The sequence below is a fragment of the Nocardiopsis mwathae genome (assembly GCF_014201195.1).
GTDB classification, from domain to species: domain Bacteria; phylum Actinomycetota; class Actinomycetes; order Streptosporangiales; family Streptosporangiaceae; genus Nocardiopsis_C; species Nocardiopsis_C mwathae.
Genome location: NZ_JACHDS010000001.1, coordinates 231970 through 254225, shown reverse-complemented (window position 1 = coordinate 254225; position 22256 = coordinate 231970). Strand labels below are relative to the sequence as shown.

General features: G+C 71.7%; 19 protein-coding genes. 5 read left to right on the top strand and 14 right to left on the bottom strand.

Annotated features, from left to right (window positions below; all coding sequences use genetic code 11):
* Positions 1 to 142: 142 nt before the first annotated feature.
* A complete protein-coding gene (locus HNR23_RS27340) occupies positions 143 to 1255 on the top strand; it encodes an AraC family transcriptional regulator ligand-binding domain-containing protein (RefSeq protein WP_184072612.1) in 1113 nt (370 codons plus the stop codon).
* Here HNR23_RS27340 and HNR23_RS01105 read toward each other — a convergent pair.
* From HNR23_RS01105 to HNR23_RS01090, 4 genes are all read right to left on the bottom strand, one after another.
* A complete protein-coding gene (locus HNR23_RS01105) occupies positions 1201 to 2184 on the bottom strand; it encodes an esterase/lipase family protein (RefSeq protein WP_184072610.1) in 984 nt (327 codons plus the stop codon). The two genes, HNR23_RS27340 and HNR23_RS01105, sit on opposite strands and share 55 nt — an antisense overlap.
* An 84-nt stretch (positions 2185 to 2268) precedes the next feature.
* A complete protein-coding gene (locus HNR23_RS01100) occupies positions 2269 to 4080 on the bottom strand; it encodes an AMP-dependent synthetase/ligase (protein WP_221307991.1) in 1812 nt (603 codons plus the stop codon).
* A 525-nt stretch (positions 4081 to 4605) separates the two neighbouring features.
* Positions 4606 to 5064: a DUF6912 family protein gene (locus tag HNR23_RS01095; protein WP_184072606.1), complete on the bottom strand. Its 459-nt coding sequence runs from the start codon at positions 5062 to 5064 to the stop codon at positions 4606 to 4608.
* A 123-nt stretch (positions 5065 to 5187) separates the two neighbouring features.
* Entirely contained in the window at positions 5188 to 5859 is a 672-nt protein-coding gene (locus tag HNR23_RS01090; protein ID WP_343070375.1) for an HAD family hydrolase, read from the bottom strand.
* Between the two features lie 202 nt (positions 5860 to 6061).
* Between HNR23_RS01090 and HNR23_RS01085 the strand changes: the two genes are divergently transcribed.
* Positions 6062 to 7276: an acyl-CoA dehydrogenase family protein gene (locus HNR23_RS01085; protein ID WP_184072602.1), complete on the top strand. Its 1215-nt coding sequence runs from the start codon at positions 6062 to 6064 to the stop codon at positions 7274 to 7276.
* A gap of 92 nt (positions 7277 to 7368) precedes the next feature.
* Here the strand turns inward: HNR23_RS01085 and HNR23_RS01080 are convergent, their stop codons facing one another.
* The 7 genes from HNR23_RS01080 to HNR23_RS01050 all read right to left on the bottom strand — a co-directional run bounded on the left by HNR23_RS01080 (position 7369) and on the right by HNR23_RS01050 (position 13816).
* Entirely contained in the window at positions 7369 to 9048 is a 1680-nt protein-coding gene (locus HNR23_RS01080; protein WP_184072600.1) for a glycoside hydrolase family 3 protein, read from the bottom strand.
* A 156-nt stretch (positions 9049 to 9204) separates the two neighbouring features.
* Positions 9205 to 10887, bottom strand: a complete 1683-nt coding sequence (gene ptsP / locus HNR23_RS01075; protein WP_184072598.1) for a phosphoenolpyruvate--protein phosphotransferase — start codon at positions 10885 to 10887, stop codon at positions 9205 to 9207.
* A gap of 63 nt (positions 10888 to 10950) precedes the next feature.
* Positions 10951 to 11208 (bottom strand): HPr family phosphocarrier protein, encoded by a 258-nt coding sequence (locus tag HNR23_RS01070; protein ID WP_184072596.1) that lies wholly within the window; start codon positions 11206 to 11208, stop codon positions 10951 to 10953.
* 32 nt (positions 11209 to 11240) lie between these two features.
* On the bottom strand, positions 11241 to 11906 hold the full coding sequence (locus HNR23_RS01065) for an HAD family hydrolase (protein ID WP_184072594.1): 666 nt from the start codon (positions 11904 to 11906) through the stop codon (positions 11241 to 11243).
* Positions 11903 to 12349: a glucose PTS transporter subunit IIA gene (locus HNR23_RS01060; protein ID WP_184072592.1), complete on the bottom strand. Its 447-nt coding sequence runs from the start codon at positions 12347 to 12349 to the stop codon at positions 11903 to 11905. The genes HNR23_RS01065 and HNR23_RS01060 overlap by 4 nt, the downstream gene beginning before the upstream one ends.
* 88 nt (positions 12350 to 12437) lie before the next feature.
* Entirely contained in the window at positions 12438 to 12689 is a 252-nt protein-coding gene (locus HNR23_RS01055) for a PTS glucose/sucrose transporter subunit IIB (RefSeq protein ID WP_343070728.1), read from the bottom strand.
* 83 nt (positions 12690 to 12772) lie between these two features.
* A complete protein-coding gene (locus HNR23_RS01050; RefSeq protein WP_184072588.1) occupies positions 12773 to 13816 on the bottom strand; it encodes an SIS domain-containing protein in 1044 nt (347 codons plus the stop codon).
* Between the two features lie 198 nt (positions 13817 to 14014).
* Between HNR23_RS01050 and HNR23_RS01045 the strand changes: the two genes are divergently transcribed.
* Positions 14015 to 14752 (top strand): GntR family transcriptional regulator, encoded by a 738-nt coding sequence (locus HNR23_RS01045; RefSeq protein ID WP_184072586.1) that lies wholly within the window; start codon positions 14015 to 14017, stop codon positions 14750 to 14752.
* 131 nt (positions 14753 to 14883) lie between these two features.
* A complete protein-coding gene (locus HNR23_RS01040; protein WP_184072584.1) occupies positions 14884 to 16263 on the top strand; it encodes a PTS transporter subunit EIIC in 1380 nt (459 codons plus the stop codon).
* A 195-nt stretch (positions 16264 to 16458) separates the two neighbouring features.
* Here HNR23_RS01040 and secA read toward each other — a convergent pair whose 3' ends face one another.
* On the bottom strand, positions 16459 to 19311 hold the full coding sequence (secA, locus tag HNR23_RS01035; protein WP_184072582.1) for a preprotein translocase subunit SecA: 2853 nt from the start codon (positions 19309 to 19311) through the stop codon (positions 16459 to 16461).
* A gap of 250 nt (positions 19312 to 19561) precedes the next feature.
* On the opposite strand from secA, the gene HNR23_RS01030 reads away from it, so the two are divergent.
* Complete coding sequence (locus tag HNR23_RS01030) at positions 19562 to 19918, top strand: hypothetical protein (RefSeq protein WP_184072580.1); 357 nt, start codon at positions 19562 to 19564, stop codon at positions 19916 to 19918.
* Between the two features lie 107 nt (positions 19919 to 20025).
* Here HNR23_RS01030 and hpf read toward each other — a convergent pair whose 3' ends face one another.
* Both hpf and HNR23_RS01020 read right to left on the bottom strand, forming a co-directional pair.
* On the bottom strand, positions 20026 to 20700 hold the full coding sequence (gene hpf, locus HNR23_RS01025; RefSeq protein WP_184072578.1) for a ribosome hibernation-promoting factor, HPF/YfiA family: 675 nt from the start codon (positions 20698 to 20700) through the stop codon (positions 20026 to 20028).
* An 828-nt stretch (positions 20701 to 21528) separates the two neighbouring features.
* Positions 21529 to 22224, bottom strand: a complete 696-nt coding sequence (locus tag HNR23_RS01020) for a ComF family protein (RefSeq protein WP_184072576.1) — start codon at positions 22222 to 22224, stop codon at positions 21529 to 21531.
* Positions 22225 to 22256 lie beyond the last annotated feature (32 nt).

Here is a 22256-nt window from a genome sequence, read left to right as displayed (position 1 = left end):
GGGCCGGGGCGGTATCGCGCGCCGCCGCACCGTACGCCCACGTCCGAACGTGTGCCGCCGCTACCGGACTCCGATGGCACGGATCACGTTTTCGTCGTTCAATCCGATACCACGGACGTTACCCGCGAGTTAAGCTGCGCTCGTGTCGGACACGACGGTGACGATCGACTGCGTACGCGTGGTGCTCTGGGGAGCACGGCGGCGCGGGCTCGACGCCGGCCCACTGCTCGTCGGAGCGGGCGTCGCGCCCTCGCTACTCGGCGTCCGCGGCGCGCGAGTGCCCGCGGAGAGCTTCGCCCGGCTCGTCCGCGACGTGTGCGCCGCGCTCGACGACGAATTCCTCGGCCTCGCCGACGAGTCGGTCCGGCCGGGCACGTTCGCGATGATGTGCCGCACCGCCATCCACTGCCCCGACCTCGCATCGGCGCTGCGCCGGGCCGGGTCCTTCTACGCCCTGTTCCCCGGCGCACCGCGCGCCCGGCTCAGCACCGTGGTGACCGCACCCGCACCCGCGGCCCGCTGGGAGTTCAGCGTGGCCATGCCGCCGCGGCTCGGGCCGTTCATCGAGCTGTGCCTGCTGGGCATCACCCTGCGGCTGGCGTCCTGGGCGATCGGGCGCCGGCTGCGGCCGTCCCTGGTGGAGCTCGCACACCCCCGCGCGGCGTCGGTCGCCGACCACCGGCTCGTCCTGGGCGAGCCGATCCGCTACGAGCGCCCGCGCCCCGCCCTCGTGCTGGCGGAGGCCGATCTCGCCGCACCGATCGTCCGCGGCGAGCACGACCTGCGGGCCCTGCTGGCCGGTTCCCCCGCCGGCCTGCTGGCCGGGCTGCGGCCACCGGTCGCCATCGGCGAGCGGGTGCGGCGCATCCTCGACCGGGACGTCGCCGGGGGCACACCCCCGGCACACGAGGTGGCGGCGCGGCTGAACATGAGCCCGCAGACGCTCCGCCGCCACCTGCGTGCCGAGGGGGTGTCCTTCCGGGAGATCCGCGACGAGGTGCTCCGGGACGCGGCGGTGTCGGCGCTGGCCGACCGGGGGTGGAGCGTCGCCGAGATCGCCGAGCACCTCGGGTTCTCCGAAGCCAGCGCCTTCCAGCGCGCCTTCAAACGCTGGGCCGGGACCACGCCCGGCGCCTACCGCAGCGAGCGGTGCCCCCCGCCGCCGTGCGGGGAGCACCGCCGGTCACCGGGGCCGCGGAATCACAGGCAGAGCGGCGGCCGCGCCGAGTCGGGGTCGAGCGCGTTGAACACGTGACGGTGCACGACCGGGTCGAACGCGACGGCGATGTGCCCGGAGACGTTGGTCCTGCACCGGTCCTGCAGCACGATGTTGGTGACGTCGTCGCCTTCGAGGTAGCCGCTGGTGTAGGGCTGGATGAGCAGGTCGTAGCGGGTCATGATGGTCGTGTAGGTGACCCCGGGGACGGCCGCCCCGCCCTCGTTCATCTTCTCGATGAAGTCCGAGCCGCGCAGGAACTGGCGGCACGGCCCGCAGATCCTGTCGACCGACCGGCCCAGCGTCGGGTCCAGCCCCCAGGCGATGCCCAGCCGGTTGACCTCGGCCGCGCCGAAGAAGGCGGTCCCGTTCCACAACGGGGTCAGCGCGACGTAGTTGCGGACCTTGTCGGCCCCGCCGAGGAACTTGACGTAGTAGTTCGGCATCAGGCTGCCCTGGGAGTGGCCGACGATGTCGACCTCCTCGGCGCCGGTGGCCTCCAGCACCCGGTCGACGTAGTCGGAGAGCTCCTGGGCGCTCTGCTCCATCGGCACCGCCCCGCCGATCGCGCTGAGCGGCAGCGGGAGCTCGGTCCGCAGGCCGTAGGTGGGGGCGAAGACGCAGTACCCGCGCAGGGCGAGGCGCGGGGAGAGGAGCTGCCAGTTGCCGAACCCGTTGGCGCCGTAGCCGTGCAGCAGGATCACCGGGCGGGGGTGCTTCTTCGTCGGTTGGCAGGAGAAGTCGTTGGCCCCGGGCGCGTCGGGCCACGGGTCGGCACCGGAGCGGGGCCGGGGCATCTGCGGTATGTCGACGCCGGGCCCGCCGTTGAGCAGGTCGTCGGCCGAGGCTGCGGCGCCCGCCGGAGCGGGGTCGGCGGGCGCGGGGGCGGCCGCGGCCGTGCCGGTGGCGAGCAGGCCGCCGAGGAGCAGGGCGGAGGTCGCCGCCGCGAGGAGCGGTAGTGGGCGCATGGGTCGGACCTTTCGTCACGGATGTCGATCCGGATGGGGGATGGCGCCGGGCCGCGCGGCCGTGCGGAGATGGCCGCCGCACGGTCACGCGGGTTTCGGCGTGTCGTACAGGTCGTCCAGGAGGTGTCGGTACCGCTCGGCCACGATGGCCCGGCGGAGCTTGAGGGACGGGGTGAGCTCCCCCGCCTCCACGGAGAAGTCGCGGGGGAGGACGGCGAAGGCGCGCACCCGCTCGGGGCGGGAGTGGCGGGCACCCGCCTCGTCCACGACTTGCCGGATGAGTGCGCGGACGTCCGGGTGGGCGGCGAGTTCCGCGGGGTCGTCGGGCAGTCCCCGCTCGCGCGCCCAGGGCACGACCTCGTCGGGGTCCAGGGTCAGCAGCGCCACCAGGTGGGGGCGCCGGTCGCCGAAGACCATGGCGTGCGAGATCCATGGGGAGCCGCGCAGGTCGCCCTCGATGTTGGCGGGGCTGATGTTCTTGCCGCTGGCCGGGATGATCAGGTCCTTCTTCCGGCCGGTGACACGCAGGTAGCCGTCGGCGTCGAACTCGCCGAGGTCGCCGGTGTGCAGCCAGCCGTCGGCGAGGATCTCGACGGTGTCGGCGGGGGCACGGTGGTAGCCGGCGAAGACGTTGGCGCCGCGGGCCAGGATCTCCCCGTCCTCGGCGATCCTGACCTCGACCCCGGGCAGCGGGCGGCCCACGGTACCGAAGCGCCGGTCACCGGGGCTGTTCAGGGTGAGGACCGCCGCCGACTCGGTCATCCCGTAGCCCTCGTTGACCGGGACGCCGCAGGCGTGGAAGAAGTCCAGGATCTCCGGGGCGATGGGGGCGGACCCGGTCAGCGCCTCCTTCAGACGGCCGCCGAACACACCGCGGACCATGGACAGCCACCGGTCGTCGGCCTCGGTGAACTCCGCCTCGACCTCGGGGTCGACCGGTTCGCCCCGCTCCCGGGCCGCCCGCACCCGCCCGCCGAGGTCGACGGCGCGGTCGAAGGCCGCCCGGTCCGCTTCGGGGGCCTGACCGAGCAGCGTCCGCACGCGGGTGTGCACCTTCTCGAACAGCAGCGGGACCGACGGCAGGTAGTCGGGGCGCACCTCGCCGAGTTCGGCGACCACGTTGCGGACGTCGCCGCCGAAGATGTGCAGGGTGGCGCCCCGGGTGAGGGCGACGTACTGCACGATGCGGGCGAAGGCGTGCGCGAGCGGCAGGTAGAGGTAGATGCTCTCGCCCGCGCGCACCGGCATCCCGGCGTCGAGGCCGTCCAGGGTGGCCTGCCAGTGCCCGTTGCCGATCAGGCAGCCCTTGGGCGGGCCGGTGGTCCCGGAGGTGTAGATGATGGTGGACAGGTCGCCGGAGCGCACGCGCGCCTCCCGGTCGCGGACCGCCTCGACGCTCACGCCCGCGCCGCGCTCCAGCAGCTCGTCGAGGGGGATGGCACCGGCCACCGGCCCGTCCGGGGTGTCCAGCACCACGATGTGCCCAAGGCGCGGCAGCTCGGGCAGCAGCGGCCGCACCTTCTCCACCTGCGCCGCGTCCTCGCAGATCAGCACGGACGACTCGGAGTCGCCGAGCACCCAGCGGCAGTCCTCCGCGCTGTTGGTCGGGTACACCGGGACGCCGATGGCTCCGACGGCCCCGATCGCGAGGTCGCACACGGTCCACTCGGGCCGCGTCTCGGACAGGATCGCCACCCGGTCGCCGCCCTCGACGCCGAGCGCTAAGAGCCCGCGCGCGACGTCGTCGGTGACGTCGCCGAGCTGCGCGTAGGTCAGCTCCGGCCAGCGGCTCGGCCGGACCGACCGGACCGCGGTATGCGCCGCGAACCGTTCGGCCGAGTCCCGGGCCAGGCCGGCCGGAAGAACGGCGGAGCGCGCTTCGGACGAACGCCGCACGGACGAGCGCCGTGCGGCGGGGTCGGCGGAAGGTTGTACGGAGGGGTCTGCGGAAGAACGAACGGATCCGGGCACTGGTGCCTCCTGCGGTCCGTGTGCGGGGGACATCGCTCCCGGCAGCCGACCCGGGAGCCGCCCTTCCGAAGCTAGATCCGCGCCCCCTCCCCGACGATGGCCGAGCCGCTCATCCTGCGTGACCGTTGCGCTCACCGACGGTCGCCGGGGAGGAACCGAGGGCACCGGGGCCCGCCGGGCGGCCTTGCAGCCGGTCTCCCGCGGGATGTTCGGTGGAAAAAGCGGCACCGAAGGCGGCAGGGGCTCGGGGGCGCCGCTCCCACTCCCCGGTCAGAGCCGCCCCGAGATGATCATGGGCTCGCATCCGATCGCGTCCGTTTTATCCGATAGAACCCCGTGCTTATCCGTTAGAACCCCATGTTTATTGCGGAGCGGACACCAGGGCGGGGATCGGGAGGGATGCCGCTGCCGCCGACGCGGCCGACCGGCCTCGGCCGATCCTCCGGGAATCTATTCCACGAGGTATTTCAACTCTTGTGTCGCATACCAAAGCAATTCGTGTTCGTCGTCGTGGCCCGCGTCGGGGGCGGCGACGGCACGGGTGATGTCGTCGGTCGCGTCGGTGTCGTCGATGTGGGCGGAGGCGATGCGCTTGAGGGGGACCGCCCCCGCGACCGTGACGGCGGCCGGGTGGAGGGTGTCCGGACAGGGGCTGATCAGTTTGTCCGGGAGGTCGGCCGCGAGGACGACGCGGCGGCGCGGGGCCTGGGGGTCCTCGGCCAGGAGGGCCAGGGACGCGTCGGCGGCGGCGCGCAGCGCTTCGTATTCGAGCTCTTCGCCGTCCCGGCCACCCGCGCCGGCGCTCAGTTCCGCGGTGACCGCGAACGCGGTGATCGGCGCTCCGCGCACCTCCCCGTCCGCGAGGACGGTGGCGAGGGCGGGCAGGGTGCTCGGCAGGTAGATGCGCATCGTTGGACTCGGCCTTCGGGCGGGCGGTGCTGACAGGCTGAGTATGCCGAAAATCGGGGCGAACCGCTTCCCGACTCGGCGCCGTAGCCGCAGGCCACGGCGCCGAGTCGGCCGTTCGTCGCGCTACGGCGGCGGCGGGTCCACCGCGATCCCGCAGGTCCGGGCGAGCCGATCGCGCGTCTCGGCGGGGTCGCGATGCAGGATGCCGGTCATGCCGAGCTCGACGGCGGCCCGCACGTTGTGTTCGATGTCATCGATGAACACGCACTCCGCGGGGGACAGACCGGTCAGCTCCAGGGCGTGCCTGAAGATCTCCGGTTCGGGCTTGCGCATACCCACCTCGCCGGAGATGACCACGGCGTCGAAGGAGTCGGCGAAGCGGTCCCTGGGATAGCCGTTGCCCCATGAGTTGGACAGCAGGCAGGTGCGCACCCCCTGGCCCCGGGCCTGGCGCAGCACCGCGTACATCTCGTCGACCGGGTGGAACCGGGAGAACATCCGCTCGATCAGGCCGGCGGCCGGAACCTCGCCGCCGTCGACCAGCCGCAGCTCGGCGGCGAGGGCGCGCTCGAACTCCCCCGTGTCGACCTCGCCGCGCTCCAGGGCGTGGATCGGGCTGCCGTCGCCGTCGCCATTGCCGTTGCCGTAGGCACCCGCGACCCAGGAACGCATCACCGTGCGGTAGCGCTCGGGATCGATCCGGTCGGCGGCGAGCCATGCGTCGATCGTGTCGTGGAGCGGCGAGGTCAGCACCCCGCCCCAGTCGGTGATGATGCCGCGGCACGTTGCAGACACTCCATCGCCTCCGTCTCCATCGGGGTGGCAGGGACCGCCGCACCGGTTCGGGCGCCGACCCTGCCTCGCGGTTCGGCTCCGGCCCTCAGGCCGGGGAGACATCCTTCCCCGCGTGTACCAGGGTGAATCCTCTGGATGTGCGGCGATGGGACGCACCCGCCCCGGAGGTACCGACCGGTCGGTCGGGTGGCATACTCGGCTCATGGACTTCGAACTCAGCCCCGCGGCCCGCGACCACCTGGCCAACCTGCAGGAGTTCATGGACGCCCACGTCTACCCCGCCGAGCCCGTCTACCAGCGGCAGCGCGCCGAGGCAGGTCGCGACGACCACACCCTCCCGCCGGTGATGGAGGAGTTGAAGGCCGAGGCCCGCCGCCGCGGCCTGTGGAACCTCTTCCTTCCCGACGTCGGCGGCCTGAGCGTCACCGACTACGCCCCGCTGGCCGAACTCACCGGCCGTTCCCCCGTGCTCGCCCCGCAGGCGCTGAACTGCTCGGCGCCCGACACCGGCAACATGGAGGTGCTGCACATGTTCGGCACCGCCGAGCAGCGCGAGCGCTGGCTCGACCCGCTGCTGGACGGCCGTATCCGGTCGGCGTTCGCGATGACCGAGCCCGACGTGGCGTCCTCCGACGCCACCAACATCGCCACCTCCATGAAGCGTGACGGGGACGACTACGTGGTCAACGGCCGCAAGTGGTGGATCAGCGGCGCGGCCGACCCCCGCTGCGCCGTGTTCATCGTCATGGGGCAGACCGACCCCGACGCCCCCGCCCACCGGCGCCAGTCGATGATCCTGGTCCCCCGTGACACCCCCGGCCTGCAGATCGTGCGCACCCTGCCCGTCTTCGGATTCGAGGACCAGGAGGGCCACTGCGAGCTCCGGTTCACCGACGTCCGCGTCCCCGCCGCCAACCTGATCGCCGGGGAGGGCGAGGGTTTCGCGATCGCTCAGGCGCGCCTCGGCCCGGGCCGCGTCCACCACTGCATGCGCGCCATCGGCATGGCCGAGCGGGCACTGGAGCTGACGGTCCGCCGCGCCGCCGAGCGGGTCGCGTTCGGCGGGCCGCTGGCGCGCCAGGGTGTGGTGCGCCAGCAGATCGCCGAGTCCAGGCTGGCCATCGAGCAGGCCCGGCTGCTCGTCCTCAAGACGGCGTGGTTGATCGACCACCGGGGCGCCGAGGGGGCACGGACCGAGATCGCCGCGATCAAGGTCGCCGCGCCGCGGGTGGCCGTGGACGTCATCGACCGGGCCATCCAGGTCCATGGCGGGGCCGGGGTCAGCGACGACTTCCCGCTCGCCCTGATGTACGCGCACGCCCGGGCCATGCGCATCTTCGACGGCCCCGACGAGGTCCACCTGCGGTCGCTCGCCCGACAGGAGATCAAGCGCGTGACCGACCGATCGCCCCGTTGATCTCGGGGATATCGGGGCCTCCCGGGCGAATTTCACCCCGATATCCCCGAGATCAACGAACGGGAGTGGGGGCTGGGGGTGGGGGTGGGGGGTCAGTCGGTCGCGTAGCCGAGCCCCGCGCCGGTGGTGAGATCGGTGTCGGGGATGTCGACCGGGAGTCGGCCCTGGGGTTCGACTTCTCCGGCCAGGGCCCGGGCTGCGGCGATCCGGGAGGCGTCGACCGCGGAGTAGGTGGCGAGGTAGGCGTCGACGTCCGGGAAGGCGGCGAGGTCGTAGGGGGTGCCCTGGGCGACGGCCACCACCGGGGTGCCCGCCGACGCGGCGCCGGAGAGGAGCGCCCGCTGCTCGCTGTCGCGGCGCGCGTCCGCCGTACCCACGACGGTGACGTCGGCCGCACCGGGTGAGTCGGCGAGGGTGTAGCCGAGGCTGCGCAGTTCGCTGCCGATCGTCTCGGCCCCGCTGCCGGTGACGTGGACCCTGGCGCCCTCGCGGAGCGGCAGCACGCCGCCCTCATTGCGGAGGAGGGTCATCGAGGCGTCGGCGACGCGCTGGGCCGCCTCCCGGTCCTTTTCCGAGCCGACGGCGGCGGCCGCGGCACCGGGGTCGACCGGCTGGGCGCCGATGACGCCGCGGCGGATCTTGAGCTTGAGGACGCGCAGCACCGACTCGTCCAGGCGCTCCTGGCCGATCCGCCCCTCATCGACGGCCTCGGTGACGGCGTCGACGGCGGCCGCGGGGTCCGGCGGCATCAGCAGCTGGTCGGCTCCGGCGAGGATGGCGCGCACGGCGTTCTCGCCGTCGTCGTGGGCCTGGCGGACCCCCTCCATGTTCAGCGCGTCGGTGGTGACGACGCCGTCGTAGCCGAGTTCGTCGCGGAGGATGCCGCCGATGATGTCCTCCGAGAGGGTGGCCGGTGCACCGGAGTCGTCGAGCTGCGGCATGACGACGTGGGCGGTCATGATGGCGTCCACGCCCGCGTCGACGGCGGCGCGGAACGGCGGAAGGTCGGTCTTCTCCCAGTCCTCCCGGCTCTTGTCGATGGTGGGCAGGCCGGTGTGGCTGTCGACGTCGGTGTCGCCGTGCCCGGGGAAGTGCTTGACGACCGGGACGACGCCGCCCTCCTCGAACGCCTCGGCCTCGGCGATCGCCATCTCGGCGACCGCGTCGGGGTCGGAGCCGAACGAGCGGATGCCGATGACGGGGTTGTCGGGCTCGGAATTGACGTCGGCGACCGGCGCGTAGTCGAGGTTGATGCCCAGGGCGGCGAGCTCGGCGGCGGTCGTGCGCGCGAGGGTCCGGGCGTGCTCGGTGTCGCCGGTGGCGCCGACCGCCATGGCGTCGGGGAAGTGCGCGCCGAGGGTGAGCCGGGTGACCAGCCCCTGCTCCTGGTCGATACCGAGGAGCAGGGGGATGCCCGCTCCCGCGTCGGAGGCGAGCCCCTGGAGGCCGTTGGAGAGCGTGGCGATCTGCTCGGCCGATTCGAGGTTCTCCGGGAAGTAGATGAACCCGCCGGGGCGGTAGTCCGCGATGGCCTGGGTGTCGGCCTCGGCGGTGGTGCCGGAGGCGGTGAGCACGAGTAGCTGGCCGACCTTGTCCCGGGTGTCCATGTCCGACAGCAGGTTCTCGGCGATCCGCTGCTCCTCGGCGGCCGGGATCTCACCGTCGGGCAGGTCGGGCAGGTCCGGACCGGACGTCCCTCCGCCCCCGGTGCAGGCGGTGGTGAGCAGCAGCAGGCCCACGCCGAGCGGGGCGAGGGTGGGGCACAGTCTCATGATCGTCTCTCGGGCGGATCGGACAGCGGCGAACGTGGCGGCTGCGAGGAGATGGCAAAGCGGGTACGGGTGTGGCGGGGGACGGCGGGGGGAACCCGGTCCACGATAGCCGCGGGGGCGCCCTGCCGCTGCAGGACGCCCCCGATCGCCCCTCGGTTACAGGCCCAGGTCGGCCAGGCCGGGGAGGTGGCCGCGGGCGCGGCTCGCGGCCTCCTCGGCGGTGCGGGCGTCCACGGCGGTCCGGGCCGCCTCCCGGCATTCGGCCAGCGAGGTGCGCGCCAGGGCGGCGCGCACCATGGGCAGGGCGGTGGCGCCCATCGACAGGGACGTCACCCCCAGGCCGACCAGGACGCAGGCGAGGACCGGGTCGGCGGCGGCTTCGCCGCAGACGCCGCACGGGCGCCCGGCCTGCCCGGCCGCCGCGGCGGTCGCCGCGACCAGCTCCAGGACCCCCGGCTGCCAGGGGTCCTGGAAGCGGCTGAGCCCGCCCACCTCCCGGTCGGCGGCACAGGTGTACTGGGTGAGGTCGTTGGTGCCGATGCTGAAGAAGTCGGCGGCTCCCGCGAGGTGGCGGGCGCGCAGTGCGGCCGCCGGTACCTCGACCATGATGCCGGCGTGCTCGATGCCCGCCTTCGCCGCGGCGGCCGTGAACCACTCGGCGTCCTCGACGTCGGTGACCATCGGCGCCATGACGTACGCCTGCGCGTCGGTGCTGCGCTGGGCCTCGGCCAGCGCCGCCAGCTGCGCCTCCAGCGTGAGGGGGTGGCGGCGCAGCATCCGCAGGCCACGCTCGCCCAGGGCAGGGTTGGGTTCGGCCGCGGGGGCAGGGAGGAACGCCAGCGGCTTGTCGGCCCCGGCGTCCAGGGTGCGGACGATGACCTTGCCGCCGGGGAAGGCCTCCAGCACCGTCCGGTAGACGGCGACCTGCTCGTCGTGGCCCGGCGCGTCCGCCCGGTCCAGGAAGAGGAACTCGGTCCGGTACAGGCCCACACCCTCGGCGCCGTTCTCCAGGGCGGCGGGGAGGTCCTGCGGGCCGCCGATGTTGGCCAGCAGCGGCACCGGGTGGCCGTCGGAGGTGCGGCCCGGGCCCGTGATCCGGGCCGCCGCCGCTTCGCGCGCCGCGGCGGTGGCCCGGGCGTCCGCCACCTGCTCCTCGCCCGGCTCGGCCATCACCTGGCCGGTCACGCCGTCGACCAGCAGCGGCGTCCCGTCGACGATGCCGTCGGCGCCCGCGCAGGCGACCACCGCCGGAAGCCCCAGCGAACGGGCGAGGATCGCGGTGTGGCTGGTCGGCCCGCCCTCGCGGGTGACGAAGGCGACGACGCGCTCGGGGTCGAGCAACGCCGTGTCGGCGGGGGCGAGGTCGGCGGCGACCAGCACGAACGGTGTCTCGGAGTCGGGGATGCCGGGCACCGGGACGCCGAGCAGCCGCGCGACGATGCGGTCGCGCACGTCGTCGAGGTCGGCGACGCGGGCGGCGAGATAGTCGCCCGCGCCGGCCAGCATGTCCCGGTAGACCGCCATGGCCTCGGACACGGCACGCGCCGCTGTGGCTCCCTCGCCGATCCGCCGCTTGACGTCGTCGGCGAGCGCGGGGTCGCGGGCCATCAGCGCCTGGGCGGCCAGTACCTCCCGGGCGGCGCCGCCGGCGCGCTCGCCGCGCGCGGTCAGGTCGCGCGCCGTCTCCTCCATGGCGTCGGCGGCGCGCCGGATCTCGGCGTCGGCGTCGCCGTCGTGCCGGGCATCGGCCGACGGCTCGGGGGTGGCGCGGGACAGCCGCAGCGCCGGGGCGTACCCGACACCGGAGCTGACCCCGACCCCGCTCAGTGTGTCACCCATGGCTCCTCCCGAAGGCTTCTCCGCGCCCGAGGGCCGGTCTTTCCGCACGGCTGGTCGCTCCCACTAGCCGGCGTTGGCGATCTCGACCAGGCGGTCGAGCAGCGTTTCGGCGTCGTCGCCGTCGGCGGTGATGGTGATCTCGTCGCCGTTGCGCACGTCGAGGCCCATGATGGCCAGGATGCTCTTGGCGGAGACGGGGGCACCGCCGTCCTTGCTCACGGTCACGTCGCCGCTCGCCGTGGATGCCGCTTCGACGAACAGGGCGGCGGGGCGGGCGTGCAGCCCGACCTCGGACTCGACTTTGACCCGGCGTTCTGCCACTGGTCGCTCCTCACTGTCTCGTATCGGTCGCATCAAGAGCGCCGGCCGAGTCGCGGCCAGTCGACCTCGGTCAGGTGGTCGACGATGAGGTCCGCGTCTCGCAGGGCCGAGCTCTCGTGCGTGGTGGTGATACCGACGGCGCGCATCCCGGCGCGCCGTGCGGCCTCGATCCCGGCGGGGGTGTCCTCGAACACGACGATGTGTTCGGGGGCGTGGCCCAGGATCTCCGCCCCGGCGAGGAATCCCTCCGGGTCGGGTTTGCCCGTGGTGACGTCGCTGGCCGCCACCACGCCGCGGAACAGCGAACGCACGCCCAACATGGTCAACGCTCGCTCGGCCCATTCCCGTCCGGCCGACGTGACCAGGGCGAAGGGGACGCCCCGGGTGTGCAGGCGGTGCACGAACTCCACCGACGCCGGTAGCTCGGCCACCGGCGGCAGGTCGGGGTCGCGCCCGATCTCCTGAATCTCGGCGAGCAGGACGTCCCAGGTCACGCCGGGGAACAGTGCGGGGTCCTCGGCGATCACGTCCGGTCCGCGGCGGCCCATGAACCGGTGCAGGGTGGCCGTGTCGTAGGGCACGTTGTACATGTCCAGTAGGCGCGACCAGGTCGCCATGGATCGGGGTTCGCTGTTGATCAGCGTTCCGTCCAGGTCGAACAGGGCCGCGCGGGGCGTGCGGTCCGCGGTGGGGTTCATGCCCACCGGAACAGCCGGCCGCCCTGCGCCACATCGCCGGTGGCCGCGTCGGACACGACCTCGCTCTCGGCATCGAGGGCGACGACGGGGACGATGGCGGACAGCCCCTCGGCGGCGACCTCGCCGGGGTTCCAGCGGATCAGCGGTGTGCCCGCCTCGACCTCGTCGCCCTCGGCGGCGAGCTTCTCGAAGCCCTTTCCGTCGAGCTTGACCGTGTCGATGCCCAGGTGGACGAGGACGCCCCGGCCTTCGCGGTCGACGACGACGAAGGCGTGCGGGTGGAGCTTGATGATCTTGCCGCTGATGGGCGCGACCGCCTCCTGTGGCTCGGCGATCGGCACCACGGCCACTCCCGGGCCGACCATGCCCTGCGCGAAGACGGGATCGGGCACCGCGGAGAGCGCCACGGCTGCGCCCGGGGCGGGCGAGAGCACGCTGAGCACGGGTTGCCTCCTGGAAGGTAGAGGGTGGTGAATGCGCTGCCGACGGGCGCGGCGCGGGTGGGCGGCCGCGCCCGCGGTCGCGCGGATGTCAGTCGAGCAGGTCGGCGATGTCGTCGTTGAGCGCGTCGGCTTCGGGGCCGACCACGACCTGCACCACGTTGCCGGAGACCAGGACGCCGTGGGCGCCGGCCGCCTTCAGCGCCGCCTCGTCGACCTTGGCGGGGTCGCCGACCTCGGTGCGCAGGCGCGTGATGCACGCCTCGATGTCTTCGATGTTGCCGGCACCGCCCAGACCCGCGAGGATCGCGGCTGCCTTGTCGGCCATGTGTACCTCCGTGATGTGGTGCGACGGGCCGTTGCGGCCCGTGTGCGAGGAAATCGGTGCGGATTACCCCAGAGCTTAGGTCCCGGCGCAGGTCGCGCCTAGGACGTCTGGGTCACCTTGCCCAGGCCCCGGGGGGCGTCGGGGTTGTAGCCGAGCCTCCGGGCGAGCTGCTCGGTGATCAGCTGGGCGGGCACGATGAGGCTGATCGGCGCCAGCCACTCGGGCACGTCCGGCATGGGCACCGCCAGGTCGCACGCCCCCGCGAGGGCCGCGCCGCCGCCGATGCCGTAGGCGGGGGCGCCCGCCGCGGCGACGCGTTCGGCCAGGGCGACCGTGCCGGGCAGCGTGGGTCCGGAGTTCGCCGCGACGAGGATCGCGGGGGTGTCGCGGTCGACGACGGCGATCGGGCCGTGCAGCAGGTCGGCGTAGGACAGGCCCATGGCGTGCAGGTAGCACGCCTCCTTGAGCTTGAGCGCGGCCTCCAGCGCCGTCGAGAACGCCATACCGCGCCCGGAGATGACCGCGCCCTTGACACCGATGAGGCGCTCGACGATCGCGTCGAGCCGGTCGGTCGGCTGGGCCAGAACCTCCTCGATGGTGTCGGGGACCCCGCGCAGCCGACCCGCGTCGAGGTCGGCGCCGAGCCCGAGGGCCAGGACGGCGAGCGCGGCGAGCTGGGTGGTGTAGGTCTTGGTCGCGGGGACGGCCAGTTCGTTTCCGGCCCGGGTGACCAGGGCGACGTCCGCCGCCTCGGTCAGGGGCGAGCCGGCGCCGTTGGTGATGCCGACGGTGCGGGCACCGCACTCGGCGGCCCATCGCATGGTGTCGACGATCTCCTCCGTCCGCCCGGACTGGGAGATGGCCACGGCCAGAACGCCCGAGAGGTCCATCTTCGCGTGGTACGTGGTGGCGATGGACGGCGAGGCCAGGGTGGTGAGGCGGCCTCCGTGCGCCTGAACCAGGTAGCTGCCGTAAACGGCCGCGTTGTCGGAGGAGCCGCGGGCGATGAACAGCACCTGCCGGGTCTCCCGGGCGAGCCGTTCGATCTCGCCCGCCATGGGGAGCAGGGCGTCGAGGGTGGTCCGCAACGCCTCGGGCTGTTGCGCGATCTCCGAGCGCATCACGCTCGTTGTGGTCGTCATCTGACAAGTTCCCATCATCGGTCCACCGGCCGTGCCGCGGGGCCGGGGGTGGCGGCGCTGAGCAGCACGTATGCAGGCTTGAAGGGTGTTAAGCCGTGTGCACGTCGTCTATATTGACACATGCGACCACACTGTGGTCTAGTCCGGCCTATACCAGTCATACCAGAATGTCACACGACCGAACAGGCACCCACACCCATGGCGATCGACCCCGCGAGCCCCGTCCCGAAGTACCTTCAGCTCCGGGATCTCCTGCTCGACTGGATCGTTGAGACGGGCCTCTCGGTGGACGACCCCGTCCCCTCCGAACGCGAACTCGGGGCACGCTACGACCTGTCCCGGATGACGGTCCGCCAGACGATCGACCTGCTCTGCTCCGAGGGCAAGCTGTACCGGGTCCCCGGCAAGGGGACGTTCGTGGCCCGGCCGAAGATCGAGATGTCCCTGGCGCTGGCGTCCTTCACCCAGGACATGCTGGCGCGCGGCTACCGGCCGGGCGCCCGCGACCTCATCCGGCGCATCATCCCGGCCAGCGGGCACATCGCCCGGATGATGGACATCCCGCCGGGGTCGCCCGTCCACCACATCGAGCGGCTGCGCACCGCCGACGACGAACCCATGGCGGTGGAGCGATCCAACATCCCCGTCTCCATCGCCCCGAACCTCGACTCCTACTCGCTGTCCGGCCGCTCCCTGTACCAGATACTGGAGCAGGAGTTCGGCATCCTCCTCGACTCCGGTGAGCAGACCATCGAGGCCGGGATCTGCGACGCCGCGGACGCCCGGCTGCTGGGTCTGCCGCACGGAAGCCCGGTGCTGTCGATGCAGCGCCGGAGTTTCGGCAAGGGCGCCTGCGTCGAGCTGGCGATCTCCACCTACCGGGCCGACCGCTACCAGCTGCACTCCCGCCTGGACCCGCGGCAGAACGGCGGCTGAGGCCGGCCCCGACCCGTCCCACCCCGCATTCACCATCCGATCCACCTGCGTCCTCACGCCGTGCACGCCCCTGCGCGCACCCCGCACACATCCGAATCGACCACCATGTCGTTCCCTAGGGAGGCCCCGCGGTGAGCTCCGCACCAGCCGCATCAGGCGGCTCAACCGCCGCACCGAAATCATCGTCGAAGGCGCTGGCGATCCTGCAGCGCATCGGCCGCAGCCTGATGATGCCGATCGCCGTACTCCCGGCCGCGGCGATCCTGCTCCGGCTCGGCCAGGACGACCTGCTGGGCTCCGACGGCCTGGGCGGGCTGTCGGGCATGCACTGGATGTCCCCTGTCGCCGATGTCGTCGGCACCGCCGGCGACGCCATCTTCCAGGCCATGCCGCTGCTGTTCGCGGTCGGTGTGGCCATCGGGTTCGCCAAGCGCGCCGACGGCTCCACCGCACTGGCCGCCGTCGTCGGCTACATCGTCTTCGACCGCGTCACCAAGCTGCTCTTCTTCAACGCCGGCGGCGAGATGGGCGAGCGGGTCACCCTCGCCACGGCCGACGGCCCGGTGATCGACTGGGGCGCCAAGAACCCCACCGACGTCCTCGGCGGCATCCTCATCGGTATCGTCGCCGCCCTGCTCTGGCAGCGGTACTACAAGATCAAGCTGCCCACGTGGCTGGGCTTCTTCGGCGGCCGCAGGTTCGTCCCGATCGTCACGGCGCTGGCCGCGATGCTGCTCGCCCTGGTCTTCGGCCTGGTCTGGCCGACGCTGGGCGGGCTCCTCAACGACCTGGGCGAGTGGATCATGGGCGCGGGCGCGGTCGGCGCCGGCGTCTACGGCATGATCAACCGGCTGCTGCTCCCCTTCGGCCTGCACCACATCGTCAACTCCGTGGTGTGGTTCGTGTTCGGCTCCTATGAGGGCCCCGACGGCACCGTGCACGGCGAGATCTTCCGCTACTACGCCGGTGACCCCACCGCCGGGGGCTTCCTCTCAGGGTTCTTCCCGGTGCTGATGTTCGGTCTGCCCGGCGCCGCGCTGGCGATGTGGATGTGCGCCCACAAGTCGCAGCGGGCCGCGATCGGCTCCATCATGATCCCGGCGGCGCTCACCGCGTTCGTCACCGGTATCACCGAGCCCATCGAGTACGCGTTCATCTTCGTGGCGCCGATCCTGTTCGGCGTGCACGTCGTGCTGACCGGCATCTCCATGTCGGTGCTCAACGCGCTCGACGCCCACCTCGGGTTCGGCTTCTCGGCCGGGTTGATCGACATGGCGTTCAACGCGACGAAGTCGAACACCACCGGGCTGGTCTTCATCCTCGCGATGGGGGTCCTGTACTTCTTCCTGTACTTCGGGATCTTCTACCTGCTGATCACGAAGCTGAACCTGCCCACGCCGGGACGCGAGCCGATCGAGGAGAACCCCTCGGTCGCCGTGAACCCCGACAACCTTCCGGAGGCGGCCGCCACCGAGAAGCCCGAATCCGGCGGCTCACCGAGGTCGCCGTGACCGCATGACGACGTCGCGCGTGACGAAGTGACGAGGGGCGGGCGCCGCACACGCGGCCCCGCCCCTCGTCCGATGGTCTCGGCGACGTGCACCGGATGATCGCCCGTATTCGGTACACGCCGCCGAGACCATCGAAAGAAGAGGGTGGGGTCCCGCGGTCGCGGGACCCCACCCTCTCTTGCCGGCGTGCCCCCGTTAGGCGGCGGTGCCCTTCGGGTCGCCGTGGCACTTCTTGTACTTCTTGCCCGACCCGCAGGGGCAGGGCGCATTGCGGCCGGTCCCGGCGTACGGGTCGGCGGCACGGGTGGCCTCGGTGTGCTTCTCCACCCCACCGGTCTCACTCGGCGCCGTGTACTGCAGGTGGCTCGGGCGGTTCTCACCGAAGCCGGGGACGACGACGTCCTCGGGTTCGGGGGCGGCTTCGGCTTCGGCCGGCTTCTCGGCGGCCTCCGCCTCCTTCTCCTCCCCCTCGGGCTCGGCGGTGATGACCGCACCGGCGGCCGCGGCCGTGGCCGCCGCTCCGGCCGCCGTCACCTCGGTGGGGCGCCCCTTGACCTGCACCTCGACGTTGAAGAGGAAGCCGACCGACTCCTCCTTGATGCCCTCCAGCATCTCCTGGAACATGTCGTAGCCCTCCCGCTGGTACTCGATCAGCGGGTTGCGCTGCGCCATGGCACGCAGGCCGATGCCCTCCTGGAGGTAGTCCATCTCGTACAGGTGCTCACGCCACTTGCGGTCCATGACCTGCAGGATCACCCGGCGCTCGACCTCGCGCATGGTCTCCTCGCCGAGCTCCTCCTCGCGGCGCCGGTAGGCCGCCTGAGCGTCCTCGGTGACCCGCTCCAGGATGATGTCGGCGGTGAGCGTGCGCAGGTCGCCGCCGTTCTCGTCGATGAGCTCGTCGACGGTGAACCCGATCGGGTAGACCTGCTTGAACGCCTTCCACAGCTTGTCGAGGTCCCAGTCCTCAGGGTCGCCCTCGGCGGTGGCCAGGCGGACGTAGCCCGCCAGGACGTCCTCCATCATCGCCTCGACCTGCTCACGCAGGTCGGCGCCTTCGAGGACCTTGCGGCGCTCGGCGTAGATGACCTGGCGCTGCCGGTTGAGGACCTCGTCGTACTTCAGGACGTTCTTGCGGATCTCGAAGTTCTGCTGCTCCACCTGGGACTGGGCCGACTGGATCGCCTTGCTGACGACGCCCGACTCGATCGGCTGGTCCTCGGGGATGTTGAGGCGCTCCATGATGATCTCGACCCGGGCGCTGTTGAACAGCCGCATCAGGTCGTCCTGGAGCGAGAGGTAGAAGCGCGACAGCCCGGGGTCGCCCTGGCGGCCGGAGCGGCCGCGCAGCTGGTTGTCGATGCGCCGCGACTCGTGGCGCTCGGTGCCCAGCACATAGAGCCCGCCGGCGTCGACGACCTTCTCGTGCTCCTCCTCGTAGGCCTTCTTGGCCTTCTCCAGCGCCTCCGGCCAGGCCGCCTCGTACTCCTCGGGGGTCTCCAGCGGCTGCAGCCCGCGGGCCTGGAGCTCCTCGTCGGCGATGAAGTCGGGGTTGCCGCCGAGCATGATGTCGGTACCGCGGCCGGCCATGTTGGTGGCGACCGTGACGGCGCCGAGCTTGCCGGCGCGGGCGATGATGGAGGCCTCCCGCGCGTGGTTCTTCGCGTTGAGCACCTCGTGCGGGACGCCCTCGCGCTTGAGCATCTTCGACAGCAGCTCGGACTTCTCCACGCTGGTCGTGCCCACGAGGACCGGCTGGCCCTCCTTGTGGCGCTCGGCGATGTCCTCGACGACGGCCTCGAACTTGGCCTCTTCGGTCTTGTAGACGACGTCGCGGTCGTCGTTGCGGATCATCGGCATGTTCGTCGGGATGGGGACGACGCCGATCTTGTAGGTCTGGCTGAACTCCGCCGCCTCGGTGGCCGCGGTACCGGTCATGCCCGCGAGCTTCTCGTACATGCGGAAGTAGTTCTGCAGGGTGACCTTGGCGAGCGTCTGGTTCTCGTCCTTGATCCGCACCTTCTCCTTGGCCTCGATGGCCTGGTGCATGCCCTCGTTGTAGCGGCGGCCGCGCAGCACGCGCCCGGTGAACTCGTCGACGATGAGCACTTCGCCGTCCTTGACGATGTACTCCTTGTCGCGCCGGTAGAGCTCCTTGGCCTTCAGCGAGTTGTTCAGGAAGCTGATGAGCGGGGTGTTGACCGACTCGTACAGGTTCTCGATGCCGAGCCAGTCCTCCACCTTGGCCACACCCGACTCGGTGATGCCGACGGTGCGCTTCTTCTCGTCGACCTCGTAGTCGGTCTCGCGGCGCAGGCGCGGGGCGATCTTGGCGAACTCCGCGTACCAGCGGGAGTTCTGCTCGGCCGGGCCGCTGATGATGAGCGGGGTGCGGGCCTCGTCGATGAGGATGGAGTCGACCTCGTCGACGATCGCGAAGTTGTGGCCGCGCTGGACGGTGTCGTCGAGCGACAGGGCCATGTTGTCGCGCAGGTAGTCGAAGCCGAACTCGTTGTTGGTGCCGTAGGTGATGTCGGCCTGGTAGGCGGCGCGCCGGGCCTCGTTCGACATCTCCGGCGCGATCACGGCGATCTCCAGCCCGAGGAACTGGTGGATCCGGCCCATGTTCTCGGCGTCGCGCTTGGCCAGGTAGTCGTTGACGGTGACGACGTGCACGCCCTTGCCGGCCAGCGCGTTGAGGTAGACGGCCAGCGCGGAGGTCAGGGTCTTGCCCTCACCGGTCTTCATCTCGGCGATGTTGCCGAGGTGCAGGGCCGCAGCGCCCATGATCTGCACGTCGAAGGGGCGCTGCCCCAGCGTGCGCTTGGCGGCCTCCCGCACCGTGGCGAAGGCCTCGGGCAGCAGGTCGTCGAGCGTTTCGCCGTCGTCGAGGCGCTGCCGGTACTCATCGGTGAGCTCGCGCAGCTCGGCGTCGCTGAGGTCGACGAAGTCGTCCTCGATCGAGTTGGTCTGGTCCTTCAGCTTCTTGAGCTTGCGCAGGATCTTTCCCTCACCTGCGCGGAGGACCTTATCGAGTATGCCTGGCACTTCTAATGCGCTCCTCGCAGATCGTGGCCCGCCATGTCCTCGCGGCGGAACGGATCCTCTACCCGCAGCCTTCCACTGTAGGCAAGCCTATTGCCTCAACGGCCCTTCGTGCGTCCGCGCCGTGGCCGCATCGGGCACCCTGTCGGGTTTAGCCCTCTATGGGGGAGGTTATCCACCGAAGGAGGGGTCTTGTTTTTTCCATCCTCCCTTATGCCGCAGGCCACGAGGGGGATACAAGGGGGAGAAAGCCATGACTGGACAGCCGCACCCGCAGCCCTACATCCGCGGATACCAGGCGGAAGGCGGCGTCTGGACCGACAAGGGGAGCCACCGCGGCCGCCTGGGGTCGTGGGTGGCGGTCGCCCTCCTCACCGTCGGTTTCGCCCTGGGCGGACTGTCCATCGTGATGGGCGTGGACTGGTGGCTGATGGGAGCCGGCCTCGCGCTGATGCTCGTGGGCTTCGTGCTGTGCATCGTCACCGACATCCTCACCGACGTGGTGCTCGACCCCCCGCACTACGAACCCGAGGAGCCGCACGAGACGCCGCTGCACAAGATCAAGCAGCACGACCGCGGCATCCTGCGGGGCACCGACGGCGAGGGGTGAGCACTCCGGGCACCGGCACCGGTCCGCGCGCCCCCCCGCACCAGCGGTGTGCCGCGGCGGTCGAACCCGCCGCGGCACACCGTCACTCCACACGAATCGGTCGAGGGTCAGTCCATCAGGCGCAGGACGCCGTAGTTGAAGCCCTTCCGGCGGTAGACGACGCTGGGCGCGTCCTTCTGCTCGTCGTGGAACAGGTAGAAGTCGTGGCCCACGAGCTCCATCTCCATCAGGGCCTGGTCGATGCTCATCGGTTTGGCGTGGTGGAACTTCTCCCGGACGATCACCGGGGCGTCCCCCTGGGTGTCGAGCTCTACGAACTCGTCGAAGAACCGGTCCTCGGCCAGCGTGTCACCGGTTCCGCCCGACGTCTGGGAGGGGACGGGGGTGGTCGAGTCCGCCGATTCCGCGGGGGGTGCCACATGGTTGTCGGCGAGGCCGGCGGTGGCCGCGGCCACGGAAACCGGAGCGTGGTTCCCCCTGTGCACCTTGCGGCGGTCGGCCAACTTGCGCAGTCGGGCCTCGATGCGGGTCAGCGCCTGGTCGAGGGCGCTGTAGCGGTCGTCGGACGACGCTTCGCTGCGGATCACCGGGCCGCTGGAGTGGATGGTCAGTTCAACCCGCTCGCACTGGGCGGCGAGGCGCGGGTTGCGCTCCTTGGACACCTCCACATCGACGCTCATACCCTTCTTCTCCCACTTGGAGAGCTTGCTCAGCTTGTTCTCGACGTGCTGCCGGAACTTGTCGCTGACACCTGTGCGTCGACCCTTGACGATGATGTCCACAAGACCCCCTTCATCGCGTTGGCCATCTCCATCAGCGATGGCCAGGCTGTGTTCTATCGCCCCCCGCTGGTCGCGGCGGGCTCCGCGATACCCGCCCCTCCTCTCCGCCATCCCCCGAGGGATGACAGCTCGGTCTGGATCTGTCGTATACCCACAAGATCCCTGGTATTCACTCTGCCGAAGGTCGGTAATCGTCCAGCTCAAAACAGGAGAATTCACACCGGATCCTCACCCTGGCGCGGTGGGCCGGGGGTACGGGCCGCCGACTGCGTTCGCTACGGGACGCGGCGGCGGCGTGCGGCGCGCAGGGGCGCCCGGAGGCGGGCACCCGGCGGTGTCCGCAGGCCGCGGCGACACCCGGTGCACACCAGGAAAAGACATGCCACCCGCCCGGCCGACCTGGTCTTCGTCCCCACATCCGCCTGCTGAGGGTTTCGCCGCGCTCATGTGCGACTATTGCCCTTCTCCCGCTCCCGAGGGACATCCGGACCCTCTGCGGGGCAGGACTTACCTCTAAGGCGCACCGTGATCGGTCGACGAAAAGTCGCCTTACGTGGGCCGTTTCGCCTGCGCCTGGCATCGGCTTGCCGGACCCGCGCCCCTGGCGAGGGGCGGCGTCTCCAGCGCAACCACGGACCCGGACGGGTGCCATGTCAAGAACGCTAGCCCGAGTTCGCTCAGATGTCAGGTGCCGACGTCCCGGACGATCCCGCGCGCGCGTTCCGCTGCCCCCGGTACTACACCGAAGTCGGAAGACCCCGGACCGGAGTAAAAGGTTCTTGACCACTCCCTGGTCCGGGCGGGGGCACCCTCCGGCCAGCACCGAGGCTACCTGCGTTCGGTGAGCACAGCGGCCCCCTCCACCCCCACCCCCGCGGCACGCAGCGCGCGTGCCGCCTCGGCCAGGGTGGCTCCCGTGGTGACGACGTCGTCCACCAGGACCACCGCCCGACCGGCGAGCGCGGGCAGCGCACGCGGGCGCACGGCCAGCGCCCCGGCCACGTTCTCCCGCCGCCGCGACCGGCCCAGCCCCACCTGGTCGGCCACCCGGCGCCGGTGCCGCAGCGCCGCCACCGCCCCCGCGCGCCGACCCGGCCGCGGCGAGCCCCGCGACAGTTCCTCGGCCGCTGCGCGGGCCAGCAGTTCCACCGGGTCGAACCCGCGGCGGCGCAGCGCCGCGGCCCGCGCCGGAACCGGGACCAGAGTGACGCCGGCCCGGTCCGGTGCGGCCTCGGCCACCGCCCGCGCCAACCGCCGGCCCAGCGGCGCGGCCAGGGCGCGGACGCGGCCGTCCTTGAAGCGCAGCAGGACGTCGCGACCGCAGCCGGCGTAAGGGCCCGCCGCCCACAGCGGCGGACACCCCGGACGGGCGCGGCAGCGGCGGGGGCGGTGGTCGAGCGTATCGGCGCACCCGGGACACAGCAGCGCCCCGGTGCGGCCGCACCCGGCGCAGCGCTCTGCGAGTACCAGGTCGACCAGTGCGGACAGGACGGCGGGAACAGGCGGTGGCGACGTCGGCTCCATACCCGCGAGATTCGCCGCAGGGCGGCGTCCGC